The 20,791-nt window shown below is 40.4% G+C and carries 21 protein-coding genes and 1 riboswitch; of the genes, 16 read left to right on the top strand and 5 right to left on the bottom strand.

Going from position 1 to position 20,791, the window contains the following annotated elements; translation table 11 throughout:
• Positions 1–48: 48 nt before the first annotated feature.
• The 9 genes from H9648_RS02155 (at position 49) to argF (ending at position 11,303) form a co-directional block, all read left to right on the top strand.
• Positions 49–1,014 (top strand): 2-hydroxyacid dehydrogenase, encoded by a 966-nt coding sequence (locus H9648_RS02155; protein WP_191752131.1) that lies wholly within the window; start codon positions 49–51, stop codon positions 1,012–1,014.
• An 11-nt stretch (positions 1,015–1,025) separates the two neighbouring features.
• Positions 1,026–1,802 (top strand): SDR family oxidoreductase, encoded by a 777-nt coding sequence (locus H9648_RS02150; RefSeq protein ID WP_191752130.1) that lies wholly within the window; start codon positions 1,026–1,028, stop codon positions 1,800–1,802.
• A 149-nt stretch (positions 1,803–1,951) separates the two neighbouring features.
• Positions 1,952–2,986: an N-acetyl-gamma-glutamyl-phosphate reductase gene (gene argC / locus H9648_RS02145; RefSeq protein WP_191752129.1), complete on the top strand. Its 1,035-nt coding sequence runs from the start codon at positions 1,952–1,954 to the stop codon at positions 2,984–2,986.
• A gap of 18 nt (positions 2,987–3,004) precedes the next feature.
• Positions 3,005–4,231 (top strand): bifunctional ornithine acetyltransferase/N-acetylglutamate synthase, encoded by a 1,227-nt coding sequence (gene argJ, locus H9648_RS02140; protein WP_191752128.1) that lies wholly within the window; start codon positions 3,005–3,007, stop codon positions 4,229–4,231.
• A 15-nt stretch (positions 4,232–4,246) separates the two neighbouring features.
• On the top strand, positions 4,247–4,990 hold the full coding sequence (gene argB, locus H9648_RS02135; protein WP_191752127.1) for an acetylglutamate kinase: 744 nt from the start codon (positions 4,247–4,249) through the stop codon (positions 4,988–4,990).
• Entirely contained in the window at positions 4,987–6,141 is a 1,155-nt protein-coding gene (gene argD, locus H9648_RS02130) for an acetylornithine transaminase (protein WP_191752126.1), read from the top strand. Before argB ends, argD begins: the two co-directional genes overlap by 4 nt.
• A gap of 77 nt (positions 6,142–6,218) precedes the next feature.
• Positions 6,219–7,271 carry a carbamoyl phosphate synthase small subunit gene (locus H9648_RS02125; protein WP_191752125.1) on the top strand — a complete coding sequence of 351 codons (1,053 nt, stop codon included), beginning with the start codon at positions 6,219–6,221 and terminating at the stop codon, positions 7,269–7,271.
• Positions 7,264–10,356 carry a carbamoyl-phosphate synthase (glutamine-hydrolyzing) large subunit gene (gene carB, locus H9648_RS02120; RefSeq protein ID WP_191752124.1) on the top strand — a complete coding sequence of 1,031 codons (3,093 nt, stop codon included), beginning with the start codon at positions 7,264–7,266 and terminating at the stop codon, positions 10,354–10,356. The genes H9648_RS02125 and carB overlap by 8 nt, the downstream gene beginning before the upstream one ends.
• Complete coding sequence (argF, locus tag H9648_RS02115; protein ID WP_191752123.1) at positions 10,356–11,303, top strand: ornithine carbamoyltransferase; 948 nt, start codon at positions 10,356–10,358, stop codon at positions 11,301–11,303. Before carB ends, argF begins: the two co-directional genes overlap by 1 nt.
• A gap of 318 nt (positions 11,304–11,621) precedes the next feature.
• Here the strand turns inward: argF and H9648_RS02110 are convergent, their stop codons facing one another.
• Positions 11,622–11,867 carry a NifU family protein gene (locus H9648_RS02110; RefSeq protein ID WP_066238880.1) on the bottom strand — a complete coding sequence of 82 codons (246 nt, stop codon included), beginning with the start codon at positions 11,865–11,867 and terminating at the stop codon, positions 11,622–11,624.
• A gap of 158 nt (positions 11,868–12,025) precedes the next feature.
• On the opposite strand from H9648_RS02110, the gene H9648_RS02105 reads away from it, so the two are divergent.
• Together H9648_RS02105 and H9648_RS02100 are read left to right on the top strand one after the other, a co-directional pair.
• Positions 12,026–12,349: a YuzD family protein gene (locus tag H9648_RS02105; protein ID WP_191752122.1), complete on the top strand. Its 324-nt coding sequence runs from the start codon at positions 12,026–12,028 to the stop codon at positions 12,347–12,349.
• Positions 12,350–12,437: 88 nt separating this feature from the next.
• The gene (locus H9648_RS02100) at positions 12,438–12,746 is read left to right on the top strand and encodes an LSM domain-containing protein (protein WP_191752121.1); all 309 of its coding nucleotides are present in this window, start codon (positions 12,438–12,440) and stop codon (positions 12,744–12,746) included.
• Between the two features lie 40 nt (positions 12,747–12,786).
• Here H9648_RS02100 and H9648_RS02095 read toward each other — a convergent pair whose 3' ends face one another.
• The gene (locus H9648_RS02095; RefSeq protein WP_191752120.1) at positions 12,787–13,851 is read right to left on the bottom strand and encodes an NAD(P)/FAD-dependent oxidoreductase; all 1,065 of its coding nucleotides are present in this window, start codon (positions 13,849–13,851) and stop codon (positions 12,787–12,789) included.
• Positions 13,852–14,087: 236 nt separating this feature from the next.
• On the opposite strand from H9648_RS02095, the gene H9648_RS02090 reads away from it, so the two are divergent.
• Positions 14,088–14,324 carry a YuzB family protein gene (locus tag H9648_RS02090; RefSeq protein WP_191752119.1) on the top strand — a complete coding sequence of 79 codons (237 nt, stop codon included), beginning with the start codon at positions 14,088–14,090 and terminating at the stop codon, positions 14,322–14,324.
• A 209-nt stretch (positions 14,325–14,533) separates the two neighbouring features.
• On the top strand, positions 14,534–15,748 hold the full coding sequence (locus tag H9648_RS02085; protein WP_191752118.1) for a NupC/NupG family nucleoside CNT transporter: 1,215 nt from the start codon (positions 14,534–14,536) through the stop codon (positions 15,746–15,748).
• A 496-nt stretch (positions 15,749–16,244) separates the two neighbouring features.
• Here H9648_RS02085 and H9648_RS02080 read toward each other — a convergent pair whose 3' ends face one another.
• Positions 16,245–16,823 (bottom strand): ECF transporter S component, encoded by a 579-nt coding sequence (locus tag H9648_RS02080; RefSeq protein WP_225218677.1) that lies wholly within the window; start codon positions 16,821–16,823, stop codon positions 16,245–16,247.
• 187 nt (positions 16,824–17,010) lie between these two features.
• Positions 17,011–17,156: riboswitch (FMN riboswitch) on the bottom strand.
• Positions 17,157–17,255: 99 nt separating this feature from the next.
• Here H9648_RS02080 and H9648_RS02075 point away from each other — a divergent pair.
• Both H9648_RS02075 and dapF read left to right on the top strand, forming a co-directional pair.
• The gene (locus H9648_RS02075) at positions 17,256–17,498 is read left to right on the top strand and encodes a hypothetical protein (protein WP_144698338.1); all 243 of its coding nucleotides are present in this window, start codon (positions 17,256–17,258) and stop codon (positions 17,496–17,498) included.
• A 17-nt stretch (positions 17,499–17,515) separates the two neighbouring features.
• Entirely contained in the window at positions 17,516–18,382 is an 867-nt protein-coding gene (dapF, locus tag H9648_RS02070; protein ID WP_191752117.1) for a diaminopimelate epimerase, read from the top strand.
• 54 nt (positions 18,383–18,436) lie between these two features.
• On the opposite strand, the gene H9648_RS02065 is transcribed toward dapF, so the two are convergent.
• A complete protein-coding gene (locus tag H9648_RS02065) occupies positions 18,437–18,820 on the bottom strand; it encodes a winged helix-turn-helix transcriptional regulator (protein WP_191752116.1) in 384 nt (127 codons plus the stop codon).
• 146 nt (positions 18,821–18,966) lie between these two features.
• Here H9648_RS02065 and H9648_RS02060 point away from each other — a divergent pair, with 146 nt between their 5' ends.
• Positions 18,967–19,641: an NAD(P)H-dependent oxidoreductase gene (locus H9648_RS02060; protein ID WP_191752115.1), complete on the top strand. Its 675-nt coding sequence runs from the start codon at positions 18,967–18,969 to the stop codon at positions 19,639–19,641.
• Between the two features lie 38 nt (positions 19,642–19,679).
• Here H9648_RS02060 and mqnE read toward each other — a convergent pair whose 3' ends face one another.
• A complete protein-coding gene (mqnE, locus tag H9648_RS02055; RefSeq protein ID WP_191752114.1) occupies positions 19,680–20,777 on the bottom strand; it encodes an aminofutalosine synthase MqnE in 1,098 nt (365 codons plus the stop codon).
• Positions 20,778–20,791 lie beyond the last annotated feature (14 nt).

Raw genomic sequence — 20,791 nt, 5'->3', positions numbered from 1 at the left:
ATTTTCTCACTTTCACATGAGAAAATAACAAGCAAGGAGTGAAAGCGTATGCAAAAACCTTATGTTTTTATTACACGAAAATTACCGAAAGAAACTTTAACTCAATTGGAGCAGGTCGCACAGATCAACATGTGGCCACATGAAGAAAAGGCTGTACCACGCGAAGTGCTTTTAACAGAGATCAAAAAAGCAGATGGATTGCTCACGATGCTTTCAGACAAAATTGATAGTGAAGTATTGAATGAAGCATCTTCACTAAAAGTAATTGCCAACCTAGCTGTAGGCTATGACAACATTGATGTCGCAGCTGCCAAGCAAAAGGGGATAACAGTTTGTAACACACCAGATGTATTAACCGATTCAACGGCGGATTTAGCATTTTCTTTAATTCTTGCAACAGCGCGCAGAATCGTTGAATCAGCGAATTATGTAAAAGAAGGAAAGTGGAACAGCTGGGGACCTTTATTGCTTGCTGGAGCAGATGTACATCATAAAACAATCGGAATCGTTGGAATGGGTAGAATCGGTGAAGCGGTAGCGAGACGAGCAAAGGGTTTTGATATGGAGATTTTATATCATAATCGTAACCGTAAGCCTCATGCAGAAATTTCGCTAAACGCTGAATACAAAGAATTTCATGAGCTTTTAAAGCGATCAGATTTTGTGGTCTCCCTTGCACCATTAACACCTGAGACAAAAGGGATGTTTAACCGAGAAGCGTTTCAGAGCATGAAAGATAGCGCGATCTTCATTAATGCAGGCAGAGGTGCGACAGTTGATGAAACTGCACTTATTGAAGCGTTACATAACAAGAAAATAGCTGGTGCAGGGCTTGATGTATACCAGCAAGAGCCGATTGATGTCGATCACCCTCTTCTGTCGAGGAAACAAGTGGTAGCACTTCCTCACATCGGAAGTGCAAGTATTGAAACAAGAATGAAGATGGCTGAACTTGCTTGCAGAAACATTAGCAATATATTGAATGAAAAAGGCGCAGAAACGCCTGTTGTATAAGGAGGTACAAGATGTATCGTTCTTTAGAAGGAAAAACAGCCATCGTTACGGGAGCGAGCCGTTTAAACGGAATTGGCGCAGCTGTTTGTGTTGAACTTGCAAGTAGGGGAGCTAATATATTCTTTACGACTTGGGGTACATATGACACAAAGATGCACAAAGGTGATCATACAAATGACTCAGAACAGCTTATGGAGAAACTAAAAAATTCAGGAGTAAAATCTCTGTATAAAGAAATTGACCTTAGCATCTCAGAACAAATTCCAAAACTTCTAGAAAAAGTTGAAAGAGAATTAGGTGCACCGAGCATTCTTATAAACAATGCCTGTATGTCGCAGAATCATAACTGGGAAGATACGACCAGTGAAATTTTAGATGCTCACTATGCGATCAACATACGAGCGACGACTCTATTAAGTATAGAGTTTGCCAAACGTTTTACAGGGAACAGAGGCAGCATCGTCCACCTAACATCTGGCCAGTCAAAAGGTCCGATGCTTGGTGAATTAGCGTATGCTGCTACAAAAGGAGCGGTTGATTCGTTAACGATTACCTTAGCTGCAGAAATCGGACATAAAGGAATCACTGTTAATGCAGTGAACCCTGGCCCTACAGATACAGGCTGGATCAATCCAGAATTAGAAAAAGTTCTTCTTTCAAAGTTTCCTGGTGGAAGGATTGGGAAACCAGAAGATGCGGCAAGGTTAGTCGCATTTTTAACAACACCGGAAGCAGAGTGGATAACCGGACAGATCATCCATTCAGAAGGTGGATTCTTAAGACAATAAGAAAGATTTTTTGAGACTGGCTTTAGTGGTATCTTCGTGTACCCGAGAAGTCAGTTTTTTTATTAAAATTCAATTATTTATAAATATACTATTGAATTAATTTTTATACAGTCCTATAATGAACCATAACTTATTTAAGGAGTGATGGAATGAGAGCAGGAATTATTGGTGTAACCGGATATGGTGGGATGGAACTATTCCGGCTGCTATCTGCACATACGGAGATTACCGAAGTTGTTCTCTATTCATCCTCTAAAGCGGGTAATGAGCTTTCAGAAGAAATTCAGCATCTTTCTCATCTTCATGATCAGAAGCTAAGATCACTCGAACAACTGCCAACCGATGGCTTAAATATCGTATTTTCCTCCGCACCCAGCGGTGTTTCATCAGAGTTTCTCCCTACGCTAGTCGATGAAAACTTGAAAATCATTGATCTAGCAGGAGATTTTCGTTTGAAAGATGCTGACACCTATCGAGCGTGGTACAAAAAAGAACCTCCTCCACAATCACTCGTGAATGAGGCGGTATACGGATTAACAGAATGGAAGAGAGAAGAGGTACAAAACGGGAAGCTGATCGCGAACCCAGGATGTTATCCGACCGCAGCTCTCATAGGTATTCTCCCGCTATTAAAAGAAAACGTGATCAATCCATCTTCACTTGTGATTGATGCAAAAAGCGGAATCTCCGGAGCGGGTGCTACTCCGGGCAAAGGAACGCATTTTCCACAAGTAAATGATAGCCTCGGTATCTACAAGATCAATCAACATCAGCACATTCCAGAGATCGAGCAGACGATACAGTCGTGTACGGATACTGAAACGAAAATTACATTCAATACACATCTCGTTCCAATGACAAGGGGCATCATGACTACGATGTATGCGGAACTCACAGATCCAGTTACCTCACGATCTGTAACAGAAATCTATGAATCTTATTACGGCAGTGAATTCTTCGTCAGAGTTCATAATGAAAAAGCCAATCTGTTTACAAAGCAAGTATACGGATCCAATTTTTGTGATGTAACGTTTGCTGTCGATGAGCGAACAAATCGAATCACAGTGATCTCTTGTATTGACAATCTATTAAAAGGAGCGGCAGGTCAAGCGGTGCAAAATATGAATGTAATGTTTGGAATGGATGAAACGAAGGGATTAAAAGCTTCACCAATGTTCCCTTAACTAGAGGAGGCAAGATAGATGCAGGCAACAAAAGCGGCTATTCAGAAGATAACAGGTATTAACATCGCGACGCCAAGAGGATTCTACGCAAGTGGACTTCATTGTGGAGTGAAACATAAAAAACTCGACTTAGGATTGTTGTATAGTATTACTCCGGCAAACGCGGCTGGTGTTTATACAACGAACCAAGTACAGGCTGCTCCGCTAAAGGTTACTCAGAATAGCATCTCTCAAGAAGGGAAGCTTCAAGCGATCATCGTGAACTCTGGGAATGCAAATGCTTGTACAGGAAAAAAAGGCTTGAAAGATGCAGAGCACATGCAGAAGCAGACCGCTGAAAAGCTGGATATCCCTTCGCACTATGTTGGAGTTGCCTCAACAGGGGTAATCGGTGAACATCTGCCGATGGATAAAATATCAACTGGCATTGAAAGCTTAGTCCTAGATTCTGAGTTAAAGGGCTCGATCGATTTTGCTCAATCCATTTTAACGACAGATACTGTCTCCAAGAATACAGCTTACTCGCTAAAAATTAATAATAAGAATATTACGATTGCAGGCACAGCAAAAGGATCAGGGATGATACACCCCAATATGGCTACGATGCTAGGTTTCATCACGACAGATGCAGCTGTCCAACAAGACGATCTTCATGATGCTTTATCTTTTGCCGTGGAACGTACGTTTAACTGTATTACAGTGGACGGTGATACATCGACGAACGATATGGTACTCATGCTCGCAAACGGAATGGGTGAGAATGAAGAGTTAAACAAAGACCACCCTGAATGGCAACTATTCTTAGATGCACTCGTACTCGTTTGTGAAGATTTAGGCAAACTTATCGCAAAGGATGGGGAAGGAGCGAGCAAGCTGATCGAGGTTCATGTTAATGGTGCAGCATCCGATAAAGATGCGAGAATCATAGCAAAAACCGTAGTGGGCTCTCCGTTAGTGAAGACTGCTGTATTTGGTTGCGATGCCAACTGGGGCAGGATTCTTGCTGCAGCTGGATATAGTGGAGTTTCGTTTAATCCGGACGCCGTTAAAATACAGATCGGTGAACATGAAGTTGTAGTAGATGGAGAACCGGTTCTATTTTCGGAAGAGAAAATTCGTACTTACTTAAAAAGCCACGAGATTCATATCTCGGTTGAACTATCAGAAGGTTTAGGAAGTGGAAGAGCCTGGGGATGTGATCTTACGTATGATTATGTTCAGATAAATGCAAGTTACCGTACTTAAAAGGAGGCGAGTGTTGTGTTTCATGTTATGAAGATCGGAGGAAGTACGCTAGCTAACTTACAACCTGCTTTTTTTGAAGCACTTACAAATAGGATTCAACAAGGCGAAAAGATCGTGATCGTTCACGGAGGAGGGCCGGAAATTAATAAAAAGCTGTCAGAATCCGGGTTGCCGTTAGAAATGAAGAATGGCATCCGAATAACAAGCACAGAATCACTTTCATGTGTGAAGACAGCGTTAAAGGACATTACAAATGCAAACCTAGTTGAGAGATTAAATAACGAAGGCATATCAGCTCAAGGACTTTCTGGAGCAGAGGATTACCTGCTCACTTGTGATTTTTTAGATAAAGAGAATTATGGCTGGGTTGGAAACGTTCAGCAAGTAAATACAAAGATCATCCAAAACGTGTTAGATGATGGCAAAATTCCAGTCATAGCATCTTTAGGTGTAACAGAATCCGGAGAAACGGTTAACATTAACGCTGACACAGCAGCAGGAGAAACTGCAGCTGCACTATCTGCCGAATCAATCTGTTTTGTGACCGATACCCCCGGTGTTTCCGTGAATGGAGAGTGGATGGAATGTTTAACGATCACTGACATTCTGAAAAGTATCGTTGAAGGACACATAAGCGGTGGCATGGTGCCTAAGGTTGAAGCAGCTATTAAATGTCTGGACCTAAACATCAAGCAAGTACGAATCACCGATCAAACTCTGTCTGGTACAGAATTGCTGAAGGAGGTACTGATCACATGAGTGCACTTTTTCCAACTTATAAAAGAAAACAGATACAACTTCAAAAAGGGAACGGAACTTATGTATTTGACCAAAACAATAAAAAGTATCTTGATTTCACGAGCGGAATAGCTGTAACAAGTCTAGGACATTGTCATCCTGAAGTGGTTGCAGCGCTTCAAAAACAGAGCGAGTCCATCTGGCATACTTCCAATCTCTTTGAGATCCAACAGCAAGAGTTGCTCGCTATGACGCTTGTAAAGCACACACATTTGGATTTAGCTTTCTTTTGCAATAGTGGAGCTGAAGCGAACGAAGCTGCAATCAAGCTGGCTAAGAAATTTACAAAGAAAAATAAGATCATTACATTTAACGATTCTTTTCACGGTCGAACGTTCGGTTCAATGTCTGCGACTGGTCAACAGAAGATAAAAGAAGGGTATGGACCGCTCGTATCTACATTTCTACACCTGCCATGGAACGATATTGAGCAATTGAAGAAACAGGCAGACAACGACACAGCTGCGATCATGATGGAAGTCATTCAAGGAGAAGGCGGTATCAAAATCGCTGACCTAGATTTTTATAAAGAAGTGCAAGAAATTTGTGAGGAAAACGATATTTTATTAATCATAGATGAAGTCCAAACGGGTATCGGCAGAACAGGAAAGAGATATGCCTATGAACACTTCGGATTAGACCCTGATATCGTTACGCTAGCAAAAGGGTTAGGAAACGGTTTTCCGATCGGGGCTATGTTAGGTAAAAGAAAACTAGCTGAAGCGTTCGGTCCAGGAAGCCATGGAACGACGTTTGGAGGTAATCCTCTCGCTTGTGCAGTCAGCCAAAGTGTTTTGAATATCATCTTCAACGACGAATTCTTAAACGAGGTTGATAGAAAAGGAAAGAACTTTAAAGAGCAATTAGAGAATCATTTAATAAAACTTCCTTCCGTTTATGAAATAAGAGGAGAAGGATTATTGATAGGCATTGAGTGTGAGGAAGCTGGCGAATTAATAGCGAACTTAGAAGAACAAGGTTTATTAACCGTACCTGCAGGGAAGCATGTTATTCGATTATTACCACCGTTGAACGTTACGGATGAAGAGTTATCGATGGCTTTAAACACGATTCAAAGAGTATTTACCAACATGTATGAAAAAGTGACCTAAAAAGGTGCTATTTTTTTGCACGTGTTTGAATAAAAATACAAAAAGATATTAGTTTTATACAAGGAGAGGAACTTATTATGAAAGGCTGTATAACCCTATCTAATGGTAATGCTTTCGATGGTGATTGGATTAGTAATAATCAATTTGGTTCAGGTGAAATTGTATTTTATACAGGAATGACTGGGTACGAACAAGTTTTGACTGATCCTTCCTACCAAGGACAAATCGTCGTGTTTTCTTATCCTTTTATCGGAAATTATGGATTTGATCCTAAGAATATGGAATCTCAAAAGATTCAAGTGGCAGGAGTCGTGATGGCAGAGTGCTTTGAATTTACTGCTAAAGATGGGCGTCAATCGATCGTTGACTTGCTAAACGTCTATCAAATCCCCGCGTTAACGAATGTAGATACTAGATCTCTTATTCAACAAATTCGAATGCAAGGATCACTGCCTGCCGTGATGCATGTACCAGATATCTCGCCAGATTCTTTTGAATTAGAAGAATATTGGCCAGCGACATCCATTAAAAAGACAGGTTCAGGAGATAAGCACATTGTCTTGATCGATTTTGGATATAAAAAGTCCATTGCTGAAGCTCTCGTTAACGAAGGATGCAGCGTAACGATCGTCCCTTTTGATCAAGAGATAGCCGATATTGAAAAACTAAATCCAGATGGTCTTGTTTTTTCAAACGGTTCTGGTGATCCTATGAGATTCTCTAACTATTTTCATCGATACAAAAATCTAGCGATGCGCTATCCCACATTAGGCATCTGTCTCGGTCATCAGATTCTTGCTTTAGCGTTCGGTGGTGAGACGCGAAAGCTGAAATTTGGTCACAGAGGTGCGAATCAGCCAGTTATGAACTTGAAGACGAGTAAAGTATCGATGAGTTCTCAAAATCACAGCTATGTGGTCCAAAAAGATAGTTTAGCACAAACAGGGTTCAATATATGGTTTGAGAATGTGAACGATGGAAGTGTCGAAGGTTTGTGGCATCGTTCATTCAACGTTGCGAGTGTACAATTCCACCCTGAAGCAGCACCTGGTCCGAACGAACACAAAGAAATCTTTCAAAATTTTATTAACAGTGTACAACATACAGAGAAGGTGAGAAGTTATGCCTAAACAACAAGATATCAAGAAGGTGCTCGTCATCGGATCAGGACCGATCGTGATCGGGCAGGCAGCAGAATTTGACTATTCCGGAACACAAGCATGTAAAGCATTAAAAGAAGAAGGGATAGAAGTGGTCCTGATCAACAACAATCCTGCTACGATCATGACGGACAACACGTTTGCAGACGTTATATACTTTGAACCCCTAACAGCAGAATATGCTGAACAAATTATTCAAAAAGAAAAACCTGACGGACTGCTAGCAACAGTTGGTGGTCAAACAGGACTTAACTTGGCGATGGACCTTCATGAGAAGGGAATCTTAAAAAAGTATGAGGTACAGCTTCTAGGTACGGATATTAACTCGATACAAAAAGCAGAGGATCGAGATCTGTTTCGATCATTGATGAAGCATCTTGGAGAACCTGTACCAGATAGTGAGATTGTTACTTCAATAGATGAAGCGGTCCATTTTGCCGAAGAGACAGGTTATCCCGTGATTGTTAGACCAGCATATACACTTGGAGGGTTTGGGGGAGGAATTGCTTCAACGAAAGAGAAACTGACGACTTTGGTCAAACAAGGTCTATCGGCAAGTCCGATCAATCAATGTTTAATCGAAAAAAGTATCGCAGGCTACAAAGAGGTTGAGTATGAAGTGATGCGTGACAAGAACGGAACATGCATCACGGTTTGCAACATGGAAAACGTTGATCCCGTTGGTGTTCATACAGGTGATTCTGTAGTAGTAGCTCCTAGCCAGACGTTAACAGACGATGAATATCAGTCATTAAGAAAAGCGTCATTAACCATCATTTCTGCGCTTGAAATCGTGGGAGGATGTAATATACAGTTCGCACTTCACCCAGATAACTCTCAGTATTATTTGATCGAAGTGAATCCGCGTGTGAGCAGATCATCTGCACTAGCATCAAAAGCAACCGGATACCCGATCGCAAAGATCGCTGCCAAACTTGCACTAGGATATAACCTGCATGAATTGAAGAATCCAGTAACCGGAACGACCTTTGCGAGTTTTGAACCAGCTTTAGATTATGTAGCTGTAAAAATGCCAAGATGGCCGTTCGATAAGTTTCCTCATGCAGACCGAAAACTCGGCACTCAGATGAAAGCTACAGGTGAAGTGATGGCGTTAGAAAGAAACATGGCATCTGCTTTTCAAAAGGCGATTCGTTCACTCGAGCTGAAAACGAACGGCATGTATTTGAAAGAACTATCTGCATTAGATGAGGATACACTTCTTAACCTTGTCGTGTCAGCCGATGATCGCCGCTTTTTCGTTGTGATGGAACTGTTGCGTAGAGGAGTATCTTCAGACAAAATTCATGAATTGACTAAAATTACACCTTACTTTTTATCCATTTTTCAAGAGATGGTCTCTATGGACAATATGCTTCAAAAAACGAGATTAAAAAATATAGAAAAACAACAACTGCACCTTGCAAAAAAATATGGTTTTTCAGATCGATACTTATCGGATATCTGGTCTGTTTCAGAAATAGAGGTACGCAGCAAGAGAGTAGAATGGGACATCACACCATCGTATAAGATGGTGGATACGTGCGCAGCTGAGTTTGAAGCAAAAACGACTTACTTTTATTCTAGTTGGAGCGGAAAAAGCGACAGAATTCCTGACACTAAGAAGAAGGTTGCCGTTATCGGGTCTGGCCCTATTCGTATCGGGCAAGGTGTTGAATTTGATTATTGCTGTGTGCACAGTGCTATCGCTCTTCATGAATGTGGATATGAAGCGATACTGATCAACAATAATCCCGAGACAGTAAGCACGGATTATGAAGTATCTGACTCTCTATATTTTGAGCCTCTAACTTTTGAAGACATCAATCATGTTTTGGAGTTTGAAGGCATTTCAGATGTCATTTTGCAATTTGGCGGCCAAACATCTATCAATTTAGCTAAAGCGTTAGAAGAGGCAGGGTATTCTGTTCTTGGAAGTCCGGCAGACACGGTAGATCAAATGGAAGACAGAGATCTCTTTTATCAATTTTTAGATACATTAAATATTCCTAAAGTTCCAGGATTCTCGGCAATGAGCGAAAAAGAAGTTAAACAATATGCAAGCCAACTAGGGTTTCCAATCCTCCTGCGTCCTTCATACGTGATTGGTGGTAGTGGGATGAAGGTGCTTTATTCTGATAGCGAACTGACCACTTATTTGAATCATGAACAAATAAATTATCCAGTCTTGATCGATACATTCTTAGAAGGAACAGAAGCGGAAGTAGACGTTTTAAGTGATGGTACAGATGTATTCATTCCTGGTATTTTTGAACATTTAGAGGGGACTGGTGTTCATTCAGGAGATAGTCTAACTGTTACACCGCCGCAATCTTTATCAGACCATGTGATCGAGCAAATAAAGTCTTACTCAAAAAAGATCGCACTCAACTTATCATATAAAGGATTATTTAATGTACAATTTGCGATAAATCATGACAGTGTTTATGTTATTGAAGTGAATCCAAGAGCATCTCGAACAGCACCGATCATGAGCAAAATAACAAATGTAAACCTTGTCCAGAAAGCAACACAATTGCTTTTAGGGCACTCACTACAATCATTAAACATTGAAGATGAGCATAATGGCCAACCAGAAATTACAGTGAAAGCACCTGTTTTCTCCACCATAAAACTGCCTGGTGTTAGCCCGGTGTTAAGCCCGATGATGCTCTCGACCGGAGAAGTGATTGGAAGGGACGCCGATTTTAATGAAGCCCTTGTTAAAGCTTTAAAAGGCTCAAGCCTTCAATTAGCAGACCTTTGGAATCATCAAGGAAGTATTTTTGTGGAAGGAACTCTCGCTGAAGCTGCTGCAAAAGCCTGGGAGGAATGCGGGTATACCGTAATTACATCAAATGACCTGACATTTGATGAGTGGTTAAAAACAGACAACAAAGCCATATATATAAACTTTTCGAACGATAGTGAAAACCAGAATGCTAAACGTGCCGTTCTAGAAAGAGTTCATGTGCTTACAAGGAAAGAAACATCTAATGCATATTTAGATGCCATACGCACCGCGAATAAAATGAGAAAGGAAGTGCTGATCTGATGTCTATCGTACACCCTCTTCGCCAAACGGAAACTCAGAAAGATTTCCTAACCCTGATGGATTATTCTACATCTGAAATTATCGATATATTGAATCTTGCAAAAGACTTAAAAAAACAAGGACCATCTGTGCCACCTTTGTTAAAAGGAAAGATTTTAGGAATGATTTTCGAGAAATCCTCAACTCGTACTCGCGTTTCGTTCGAGGCTGCTATGCTGCAGCTCGGCGGTCATGCTATCCATCTGTCGACTCGTGATATTCAGATGGGAAGAGGAGAATCAATCTCAGATACAGCGAAAGTTTTGTCCGGTTATCTAGATGCGCTGATGATCCGCACGTTTCATCAATCCACGGTTGAAGAGCTTGCAGAGAGCGGATCAATTCCTGTAATCAACGGACTTACGGACGATTTTCATCCGTGCCAGGTACTAGCAGATCTTCTTACGATCTTAGAATACAAAGGATCATTCAAAGGGAAGAAGCTGGCGTATATCGGTGACGGAAATAATGTAGCACATTCTTTAATGATTGGGGCTGCAAAAGTGGGAATGGATTGCACCATTATTTGCCCTAGAAACTACGAACCAAAGGAAAAGATTGTTTCTTATGCAAAAGAAGTTGCGAAACAAAACGGTTCTGTTATCGACGTAACTTATGATCCAGTTGCTGGTGTTAAAAATAGTGATGTGATTTACACCGATGTCTGGGCAAGCATGGGGCAAGAAGCAGAGGCAGAGACTCGTCTGGAACATTTTAAAGGGTATCAAGTGAACCGAGAGCTCGTATCACATGCGAAGAGCGATTATATCTTTATGCATTGTTTGCCTGCGCATCGAGAAGAAGAGGTGACGGCAGAGATTATTGATGGTCCTCATTCTGTTGTTTTTCACGAGGCTGAGAACCGTCTTCACGCTCAAAAAGCATTGCTTGTTCGTTTGATGTGTTAAGTATAATCGAGTGAAGATTAGTGAGTAGTTGATTCCGTTTCAGGTGCTCCCTTTCCGGGGGGCGTGCGGTGAGCCACCTAGCGCTCTGCGCTGTTAGGTGTCTCACCTGTCCCGCTGCTCCCCCAGGAGTCTCGCCCTTACACTCCAATCAACTTGTCAATGAGCTTCTTAAAAACTCTTAATAGCGACAAACTTAGAACAAGTGTTTCAAATAATTTGTGCGAGTAAGCTATATTATTACCTTCTATTGCAACTAAGTTTTCAAAAAACACCCAAAAAAAAGAAGCCGCTCTTTTAAGAGCGGCTTCTTCGCTATCATTAAAATACTTGTTCTAATTCAACAACTCCGGGAACTTCTTCAAGAAGTGCACGTTCGATACCTGCTTTTAGTGTAATTGTTGAACTTGGGCAGCTACCACACGCTCCCATTAGGCGTACTTTTACTACACCTTCTTCAATATCCACTAATTCCACGTCTCCTCCATCACGAAGAAGGAATGGACGTAATTTATCAAGAACTTCTTCAACTTGTTCACGCATCTCTAAGTTTTGAGTTTCAGCCATAATAATCAAGGCTCCTTTCTTAAAAAGAACTTACTCTTAGTATACGGGATATGGAATAAAAAATCCATGAGCAAGCATCATGATATTTGCTCCTTTTTCTTTTATGAAAAATAAGGTATGATGAAAGCAAATAAGCGCATACATTGAGGTGATTCTTCATGAGTAACTCATTTAGTATTAAAGTATACGGAGCTGAACAGAAATGTGCCAGCTGTGTTCATCTTCCTTCAGCAAAAGAAACGGCTGAATGGCTAGAGGCAGCAATCTCAAGAAAGTTTCCGAACTTATTGTTTAATGTTCTTTATATAGACATGGAAAATACGGAAAATGAGATCGATCAAACATTTTCAGAAAGAATTGTTGAAGAAGACCTTTTTTATCCTGTCGTTGTGATTGATGGAGAGGTAGTGGCAGAAGGTAATCCGAATTTAAAAACGATCTACGCAATTATAGAACAGAACGGTTATGGCGCTGTAAGTTAAGCGCCTATTTTTTTTATTTTGGGTTTGTACACACGCCTTGTTTTCTCTTAAGAATAAGATGTATAGAGAAAAAAGGAGGCAAATTGTATTGTTGAACCCTTCAAAAGGTAAAAGTCATAAAGAAGAGTCATCCTCATATGCAGGACATCATCACCATCATTATCATGATCTTTGTCTCGAGTACATGGGACAGAAGGTTACGATCGAACTAAATGATGGGAATGTATATCACGGTCAATTGCATAGCTATGATCAAGATAACATGTATATGATCATGCCAGGTGAGAACGCTGACCGTAATAGCCGTATCATTTTTGTCGGGCCGTTTTTTCCAGGCTTCGGAGTTTTTGGTTTTCCTTTTTACCGAATTCGTAGATTCCGTCCTTATTATTGGTAAAAATACAGAAAAAGACCCATGCAGCTGCATGGGTCTTTTCTTATACTTGATATTTATACAACCATAGAATTCCTGATTTTAATAAACGTGGCACTCTACCAATAAGAGCAGTGCTACCCATCGTACCAAATCCGCTCTTCTTACCAAGAGAACCCATAACACCTTTTAGTTTAATCTCGTTCATCTCAGGAAGAGGCTGCTCGTTCCAACGAGCTAAAAGGACTTGCGAGATCTGTTCTGCTTGCTCCTCCGCTAATTGTGCACTTGGTGCATAAGGGAGGCTCGCGCAATCTCCAACAACGTATACATGCTCTTCGGTTGGAAGATGATGATGTTCAGTTAGAACAACACGTCCTTGACTGTCTTTTTCAACATCCAAATCACGAACGATTCGGCTCGGCTGTATCCCTGCCGTCCAAACGATAGCATCACACTCTACCTTTTCGTCATGATTATAAAGAGCGCCTTCTTCAACCTTTGTTACATTTGAATTATTGATGACTTCAACACCGTGTTCAACGAACCAGTTTTGTACATAGTTGCTCAATCGCTTCTTATAAGCGGAAAGAATCATATCGCCACGGTCAAAGAGTTTAATGGTGAGATCCGGGCGGCTCTCACGAAGTTCAGATGCTAACTCTACACCTGAAAGACCGGCACCAACTACTGCAACAACCGCATTAGCATGCAAGTTGTTTAGAATTTGATAGGTTTGACGCGACTTATCAATAGTCTGAATGCTGAGCGTAAATTGGTCAGCACCAGGGACATTATGATATTTGTCTTCGCAGCCTAGGCCGATAACCAAATCGTCATACGAGACTGCATCTTGGTCTTTTAATAGAACTTTCTTTTCTTTCACATCGATTGCTGTCACTTCGCCATATTTAATATTGAGGCGAGGGTGGTCTGGAAAAGTTACACGAACATGATGATCAGATATGGTACCTGCAGCAAGTGCATAATATTCGGTCTTCAAACAATGATAAGGTACACGATCAATAAGCGTAAGCTGAATGTTTTCAGGGAGGTCTGAGGAATTAAGAAGTCTCTTTAGCACACGCATATTTCCATATCCTCCGCCAAGTAAAACGAGGTGTTTCATTTGTCATTTCCCCTTTTCTTTCAAGACAATTCTTATCTGTTTTTGAAATGCTTATATAAGTAAATAACCTTAACTCGAAATAAGTAAACGATTACACGTTTTTGACATGTTTAAGTATAGCACTTTGCAACAATTTCACAACTCTTTTATAGAAAAAACACAGGAAGAATGAGTGTTTACATTGACTACAACTATAGAAACCGTTAGGATGGATTCATCAAGAGGTGAAGACGTAAATGAGACCGATTATAGAGTTTTGTGTAAGTAATTTAGCGAGTGGTGCACAAAAAGCGCTCGAAGAACTCGAGAAAGACTATGATCTAGACGTAATCGAGTATGGGTGTCTAGGCTATTGTGGACACTGTGCGAAGTCGATGTTTGCTCTCGTAAATGGAGATATCGTTCACGGAGAAACATCAGATGAACTTGTTAAAAATATTTACAATCATATAGAAGAAAACGGAATGTTTTAAAAAGCAGCTATTCTAAAAATGGGATAGCTGCTTTTTCTATGGATAAGGGAGTTATGAATGGGAAAAATATCTAGCATATAATTTTTTGAAAAACGATTGCATTTTTGTCGAAATTTGTTACATTAGAAAAGGGTCAGTCATTGGATGTCTGACAACTAACGTGCTAATAGTAAGCGTTTTCTTCCAAATTACAAAAGGGGTGTACGAATATGCAAATTTTATGGGGATTAGGTGGTATGCTCGTTCTTCTTGTAATCGCATTCTTACTTTCTCAAAATAAGAAAGCGATTAACTGGAGAACGGTATTAGGTGCACTAGCAATTCAAGTTGCTTTTGCGTTGATCGTGCTTAAATGGGATGCTGGAAAACAAGCATTGCAAGGCGTCTCACAAAAAGTTTCAAACGTAGTTGCTTATGCCAACGAAGGGATTACTTTCTTATTTGGAAGTATGATTCCAGCAGAAGGAAAAGGATTTATCTTTGCGTTTCAAGTTTTAACCGTTATCATTTTCTTCTCTTCTCTAATCTCAGTTCTTTATTACCTAGGCATCATGCAATGGGTTGTAAGAATTTTAGGGGGAGCATTATCTAAGTTATTAAAAACAAGTAAAGCAGAATCAATGAGTGCTACTGCAAATATTTTCTTAGGTCAGACAGAAGCACCTCTAGTTATTCGTCCATATATGAACCGTCTTACTCAATCTGAACTTTTTGCTGTAATGGTAGGTGGACTAGCATCAGTAGCAGGTTCTGTATTGATTGGTTATTACCTATTAGGAGTACCGTTAGAATACTTAATCGCAGCAAGCTTTATGTGTGCACCTGCAGGACTTGCGATCGCTAAGATCATTGTTCCTGAAACAGAAGAGCCTGAAACAATGGGTGAGATCAAATTAGAACGTGACAAAGATACAGTAAACGTTATCGACGCAGCTGCAAAAGGTGCTGGAGATGGACTTCAAATCGCACTTAACGTAGGTGCAATGTTACTTGCTTTCATCGCACTTATCGCTTTAGTTAACGGTATCCTTGGCGGTATCGGTGGCTGGTTCGGTTATGAGATCACACTTCAACAAATTCTAGGTTATATATTCGCTCCAATCGCATTTGTAATTGGTGTACCTTGGGAAGAAGCAGTTAAAGCAGGTACGTTCATCGGTCAAAAGATCGTTTTAAACGAGTTCGTTGCTTACTCTTCATTCGCACCTCAAATTCCAGACTTAATGCCGAAAACGGTAGCGGTTGTAAGTTTCGCACTATGTGGTTTCGCGAACCTTTCATCGATTGCAATCCTTTTAGGTGGTCTTGGAGCAATGGCACCTAGCCGTCGTCCAGACATCGCAAGACTTGGAATGCGTGCTGTAATCGCAGCTACAATCGCAAACTTACTAAGTGGTGCAATCGCAGGTATGTTCATTCTATAAGGATTGTCATTTTAAGATGTTCAAGCTGATGCTTGAGCATCTTTTTTTGATTGATAAGCTATTCCAATACAATGGTGGGGTATATGGGAAGGGAGCTGTGGTCGAAAATTGTCGACTCGCCGATATATGAGGAAAACTCGCCGGATTATGGCCTAAACTCGCCGGAATAATTCAAAAATTTCAGGGATTATGACTGAAATTTCCGGAATAACTTCTTAAATACCCCTCGTGGTATCAAGTTAATTCAGTATTTTGTAGTATCACACGGATTTTTAAGTCTTCCACTCAGGGTATCCTTTTGAATTAAGTCTAAATGAACAAAATTAGGTTGAAATGAGAGCTGATTAAGTCGTAACGAACCTTAATTAAGTCTAAATACTAAAATAACGGCCGTTCGCTAAATTTAGACAAGCAATCTTCAACTCTAAACAAGCTTTATACTCCACCAATAAAAAAAACCGCAGTGGAAATCTTCCCTGCGGTTTGTCTTCTATATTTAAGCCTGCTGAGCGATCTGTTTCATCACCCATGGCTGCATTCGGTTGTATAATGCTACGAATAACAGTGTGATTATCGTACCTTTTATCAAGTTAAACGGTGTTATACCTTTTAAGATAAGATCAAGCATCATCTGGCTAGACATCGGATCAGCACCAAGGAACCACGTATAGGCTGGTAAGATGATCAGGTAGTTGAGCAGTCCCATCATAAATGTCATCAAAACCGTTCCTAAGATCAAGCCCGCTGAAAGACGTTTAACAGAATTCTTTTTGCGGAATAAGTAGGATACTGGAAGAATGAAAAGAATACCGGCCACAAAGTTTGCTATTTGACCAACTGGTACTCCTGTAAAGCTTCCTACGATTCCGTAGTGTAGAACATTTTTTATGGCTTCTACCATAATACCTGCCGCTGGTCCGAAAATGATTGCGGCTAGAAGTGCAGGCACCTCACTAAAGTCAATCTTTAGAAATGGAGGTAACCCTGGGAACGGAAAGTCGAGCATCATCAGCACATAAGCAATCGTACTGAGCATCGATACCGCTACCATTTGTTTGATCTTTCCCTTTTGCATTGAAATCTCTCCTCTTTTGTGTTGCGCCATCTCATGATTCCGAATGCAGCACAGCCTGCTTCACACAAAAAATCCTTAGTCAATTAATGAGACTAAGGGAGTTTGTAAGTATGATAAACAGCATGTAAAAGATGCACAAAATGGCATGCTTAAACAAAGGGTTCTGATTAGAGTTGAACCGCTGTACCTACATCTTCTCCCATCCAGACTATACTGTCGGCTCTGGAGTTACACCAGATCAGCAAAAAAGAAAACTTTTTCGCTCACGGGCTGATGAAGAGGGAATCTTCAAATACCGCCGGTCGGGAATTTCACCCTGCCCCGAAGATGGATCGCTATTGTATTTTGTTACATCACCTATTATACTTTAAAAAATGTAAGTTGTGAACGAATATGCAATAACCATACCTTCCAAATAGAGGATGAACCGATATGAAGTTAACATTTGAATATACATGGCCATATGAAAGAATGATGAAAGATATTTATATTTCGGAGTGTCCGTTCTGCCAACAAGACAATGTTTTGACTTCATTTAAAGAAGAGCAACTGAGTCTCGCTCAAGAGGGGATCAAGCAGATTCTTATCATGCCTTGCTGCCACGGCAAATTAACGATACTGAACGCAGACGATGACTATTTTTATACGGATGAAAAATTGAGAGGTCAATCATAAGGAGCAGGGTTTAGAAGATGGATACTTTAAAATTCACAAAGATGCATGGATTAGGTAATAACTACATCTATATAAACATGTTTGAAGAGTCGATTGATGAGGCTGATCTGTCGAGATTAGCAAGAGCCGTTTCGAATCCTTACACAGGTATCGGATCAGATGGAATGATACTTATCTGCCCAAGCAAGTTAGCGCCAGTTAAGATGCGAATCTTTAATAACGATGGTTCTGAAGCTAAAAACTGTGGAAACGGACTTCGTTGTGTAGCCAAATATTCATATGAAAACGGCTTAGTTAAAGAAAAAGAATTTCAGATAGAAACACTTGGTGGATTAGTAACTGCTAAAGTAACAAAAGATAACAACAACAAAGTATCACTCGTTACGGTTAATATGGGTAATCCGATCCTTCATCCTCAACAAATTCCTGTAACCGGATTTAACCACCTTCAGCAGATAGTGAATGAAGAAGTATCTTTTGACGGAACACCTTTAAAACTAACTGCTGTATCAATGGGTAATCCGCATGCGGTGTTCTTTGTAGATAGCATTGAGGAAGCACCCTTACATTCCCTAGGTCCTATAATCGAAAAAGACAGCATGTTTCCTGATTGGGTAAACGCAGAGTTTGTGGAAGTGGTGTCTTACAGTGAAATGCACTTTAGGGTTTGGGAAAGAGGATCAGGTATTACACAAGCATGTGGTACGGGAGCATGTGCAGCAGCTGTAGCCGCTGTTCTAAACAAAAAAGCTGAAAGAAATACAGACATTACTGTTCACTTAGCAGGCGGTGATCTTATCATTAATTGGAAAGATGATGGAGATGTGTGGATGACCGGTCCAGCTGAAATAATCTGTACGGGTGAATATCATACTAATAGGTAGAACGTAAAAATGTTTAGCCTATACAAAAAAAGAAAGCAGAGATGCTTTCTTTTTTTAGTCCTTAACCTCAGCCTGCTCACGATGGTGGACGATTTTGTCAGTATGTTCAATTCCCCATTGGAGCATGGATTTAATAATAGGGATCAGTGTTTCACCAAACGAAGTTAGAGAATATTCCACTTTGGGAGGGACTTGTTTATAAACTTCTCGGTGTATGATTCCATCACGCTCCAATTCCCGTAATTGTAGGGTAAGCATCCTCTGTGTAATTCCAGGAACGAGACGCTTTAGTTCATTAAATCGTATCTCTTTATCGATCAAGTGATACAAAATTACGCTTTTCCACTTACCACCGATAATATCAAGAGTGGCTTCGACAGGACATGAGTAGCCGTGAGATTGCCAATTGGATAAGTCGAGTTGCTGTTTACTAGTCATAGAAATGCTCCTTTAGTATAAAAAATGATACTATGACACAAAAATGTGCGTACTTTTCATTTTTGTTATTACATTTATAATATAGCGTGTAGGGTGACAAAACAACTTAATTACATTCATAAATATTGAAGGAGCGATAAATCACCATGAATAAAGAAGCTAAAAAACAAGAGATCTTAGAGGCATTTCAGTTCAGACATGCGACAAAGGAATTTGATCCAGAGAAGAAAATTTCAGATGAAGACTTTGAATTTATTTTAGAAACAGGACGTCTTTCACCGAGTTCGTTTGGTTTTGAGCCTTGGCGTTTTGTTGTCATTCAAAACAAAGAGCTACGTGAGCAGTTAAAGCCTGTTTCATGGGGAGCACAAAAACAATTACCGACTGCGAGTCACTATGTAGTGATGCTCGCAAGAACTGCAGAAGATATGGTGTACGATTCAGAATACATTGAGCATATAAAAAGAGATGTAAAGAATCTTCCGAAAGAAGCGTATGAAGCGATCAGCGGATTCTACAAAACATTCTTAGAATCTGACTTTAAGCTTCTTGGAAACGATCGTGCTATGTTCGATTGGGCCGCAAAACAAGTCTATATTGCACTAGGAAATATGATGACAGCAGCTGCACAGATTGGTATTGATTCTTGCCCGATCGAAGGATTTGATCAAGAGAAAGTTCAGGCTATCTTAGAAAAAGAAGGTGTGCTTGAAGGCGGAAACTTTGAAGTAGCCGTAATGGTAGGATTCGGTTATCGCATAAACGAGCCTCGTCCAAAAGTTCGTCAAAATATGGACGATGTTGTGAAATGGATTAAGTAGTGGACATAAAAAAGTGGAGGCACACTCGCCTCCACTTTTTAGTATTTTTGGATGATGTTATAGAATGTATCGCGTTCTACAGGCACTTTGTTAGCTGTTTTAATTAAATGTACAAGTTCTTTACGCGTGATACCTGATGATGTTAATGCTCCAACAGCATGAGAGATACGTTCTTCGATCAACGTTCCGTGGATGTCACTTGAACCGAACGTTAATGCCATTTGAGTTAACTGAACGCCAATGTTGATCCAATACGCTTTGACATGGTCAAAATTATCTAGCATGAGTCGGCTGATCGCGATTGTTCTCATGTCATCAAAAGCGGAAGTTCTTCTCATTAACCCCATTGATTGTGTACGAGGCTGCATAGCTAGCGGTATAAATACCATGAATCCGTTGGTTGCATCTTGAAGTTGACGCAAGCGATCCATATGAATGAGACGTTCTTCTTTCGTCTCAATAGATCCGTACAACATGGTTGCATGTGTTTTTAACCCTAACCCATGAGCGATTTCGTGTGCTTCTAACCACTGATCAGTCGATGCTTTGTCTGGGCTCATTTTTAAACGGTAGCGTTCTGTAAGAATTTCAGCACCACCGCCTGGCATCGTATCAAGACCCGCTTTAATCAATTCTTCTAATACTTCTTTCATTGAAAGTCCAGCAATTCTAGAGAAGAATTCGATCTCAGCACCTGTATATGCTTTAACCGTGACTTGAGGATAATGTTTCTTTAAAGTACGAATCGTATCTAGATAATAGTCGAATGGCACTTCATGATTATGGCCACCTACGATATGAAACTCCCGAATATTATCGTTCCAGCGTTTTTCAACATAGCTCAACAACTGCTCATCGTTCATTGTATAAGCGCCTTCTTCACCAGGCTTGCGCTTAAATCCACAGAAACTACAAGTGGCTTCACAAACGTTTGTTGGATTGATGTACAAGTTTTCGATAAAATAAACGTGGTCCCCGTTCTTACGCGTGTTTACCTCATTTGCTAAAGAAGCAACGCTCAAAAGATCGTTCGTTTCATAAAGATATAATCCGTCTTCAATAGAAAGACGCTCACCGTGAGTAACCTTCTCAGCGATTGCCTCCATGCGCGTATCTAACGTTAATATATTTGCCATTACTAATCCCCCTA

The organism is Fictibacillus norfolkensis (assembly GCF_014836645.1).
GTDB lineage: Bacteria > Bacillota > Bacilli > Bacillales > Fictibacillaceae > Fictibacillus > Fictibacillus norfolkensis.
This window is presented reverse-complemented; position numbering and strand designations above follow the sequence as displayed.

Coding starts and splice junctions, on each gene's coding strand:
- H9648_RS02155 (WP_191752131.1), top strand. CDS start 49: ATGCAAAAACCTTATGTTTTTATTACACGAAAATTACCGAAAGAAACT.
- H9648_RS02150 (WP_191752130.1), top strand. CDS start 1,026: ATGTATCGTTCTTTAGAAGGAAAAACAGCCATCGTTACGGGAGCGAGC.
- argC (WP_191752129.1), top strand. CDS start 1,952: ATGAGAGCAGGAATTATTGGTGTAACCGGATATGGTGGGATGGAACTA.
- argJ (WP_191752128.1), top strand. CDS start 3,005: ATGCAGGCAACAAAAGCGGCTATTCAGAAGATAACAGGTATTAACATC.
- argD (WP_191752126.1), top strand. CDS start 4,987: ATGAGTGCACTTTTTCCAACTTATAAAAGAAAACAGATACAACTTCAA.
- H9648_RS02125 (WP_191752125.1), top strand. CDS start 6,219: ATGAAAGGCTGTATAACCCTATCTAATGGTAATGCTTTCGATGGTGAT.
- carB (WP_191752124.1), top strand. CDS start 7,264: ATGCCTAAACAACAAGATATCAAGAAGGTGCTCGTCATCGGATCAGGA.
- argF (WP_191752123.1), top strand. CDS start 10,356: ATGTCTATCGTACACCCTCTTCGCCAAACGGAAACTCAGAAAGATTTC.
- H9648_RS02110 (WP_066238880.1), bottom strand. CDS start 11,867: ATGGCTGAAACTCAAAACTTAGAGATGCGTGAACAAGTTGAAGAAGTT.
- H9648_RS02105 (WP_191752122.1), top strand. CDS start 12,026: ATGAGTAACTCATTTAGTATTAAAGTATACGGAGCTGAACAGAAATGT.
- H9648_RS02095 (WP_191752120.1), bottom strand. CDS start 13,851: ATGAAACACCTCGTTTTACTTGGCGGAGGATATGGAAATATGCGTGTG.
- H9648_RS02090 (WP_191752119.1), top strand. CDS start 14,088: ATGAGACCGATTATAGAGTTTTGTGTAAGTAATTTAGCGAGTGGTGCA.
- H9648_RS02085 (WP_191752118.1), top strand. CDS start 14,534: ATGCAAATTTTATGGGGATTAGGTGGTATGCTCGTTCTTCTTGTAATC.
- H9648_RS02080 (WP_225218677.1), bottom strand. CDS start 16,823: ATGCAAAAGGGAAAGATCAAACAAATGGTAGCGGTATCGATGCTCAGT.
- H9648_RS02075 (WP_144698338.1), top strand. CDS start 17,256: ATGAAGTTAACATTTGAATATACATGGCCATATGAAAGAATGATGAAA.
- dapF (WP_191752117.1), top strand. CDS start 17,516: ATGGATACTTTAAAATTCACAAAGATGCATGGATTAGGTAATAACTAC.
- H9648_RS02065 (WP_191752116.1), bottom strand. CDS start 18,820: ATGACTAGTAAACAGCAACTCGACTTATCCAATTGGCAATCTCACGGC.
- H9648_RS02060 (WP_191752115.1), top strand. CDS start 18,967: ATGAATAAAGAAGCTAAAAAACAAGAGATCTTAGAGGCATTTCAGTTC.
- mqnE (WP_191752114.1), bottom strand. CDS start 20,777: ATGGCAAATATATTAACGTTAGATACGCGCATGGAGGCAATCGCTGAG.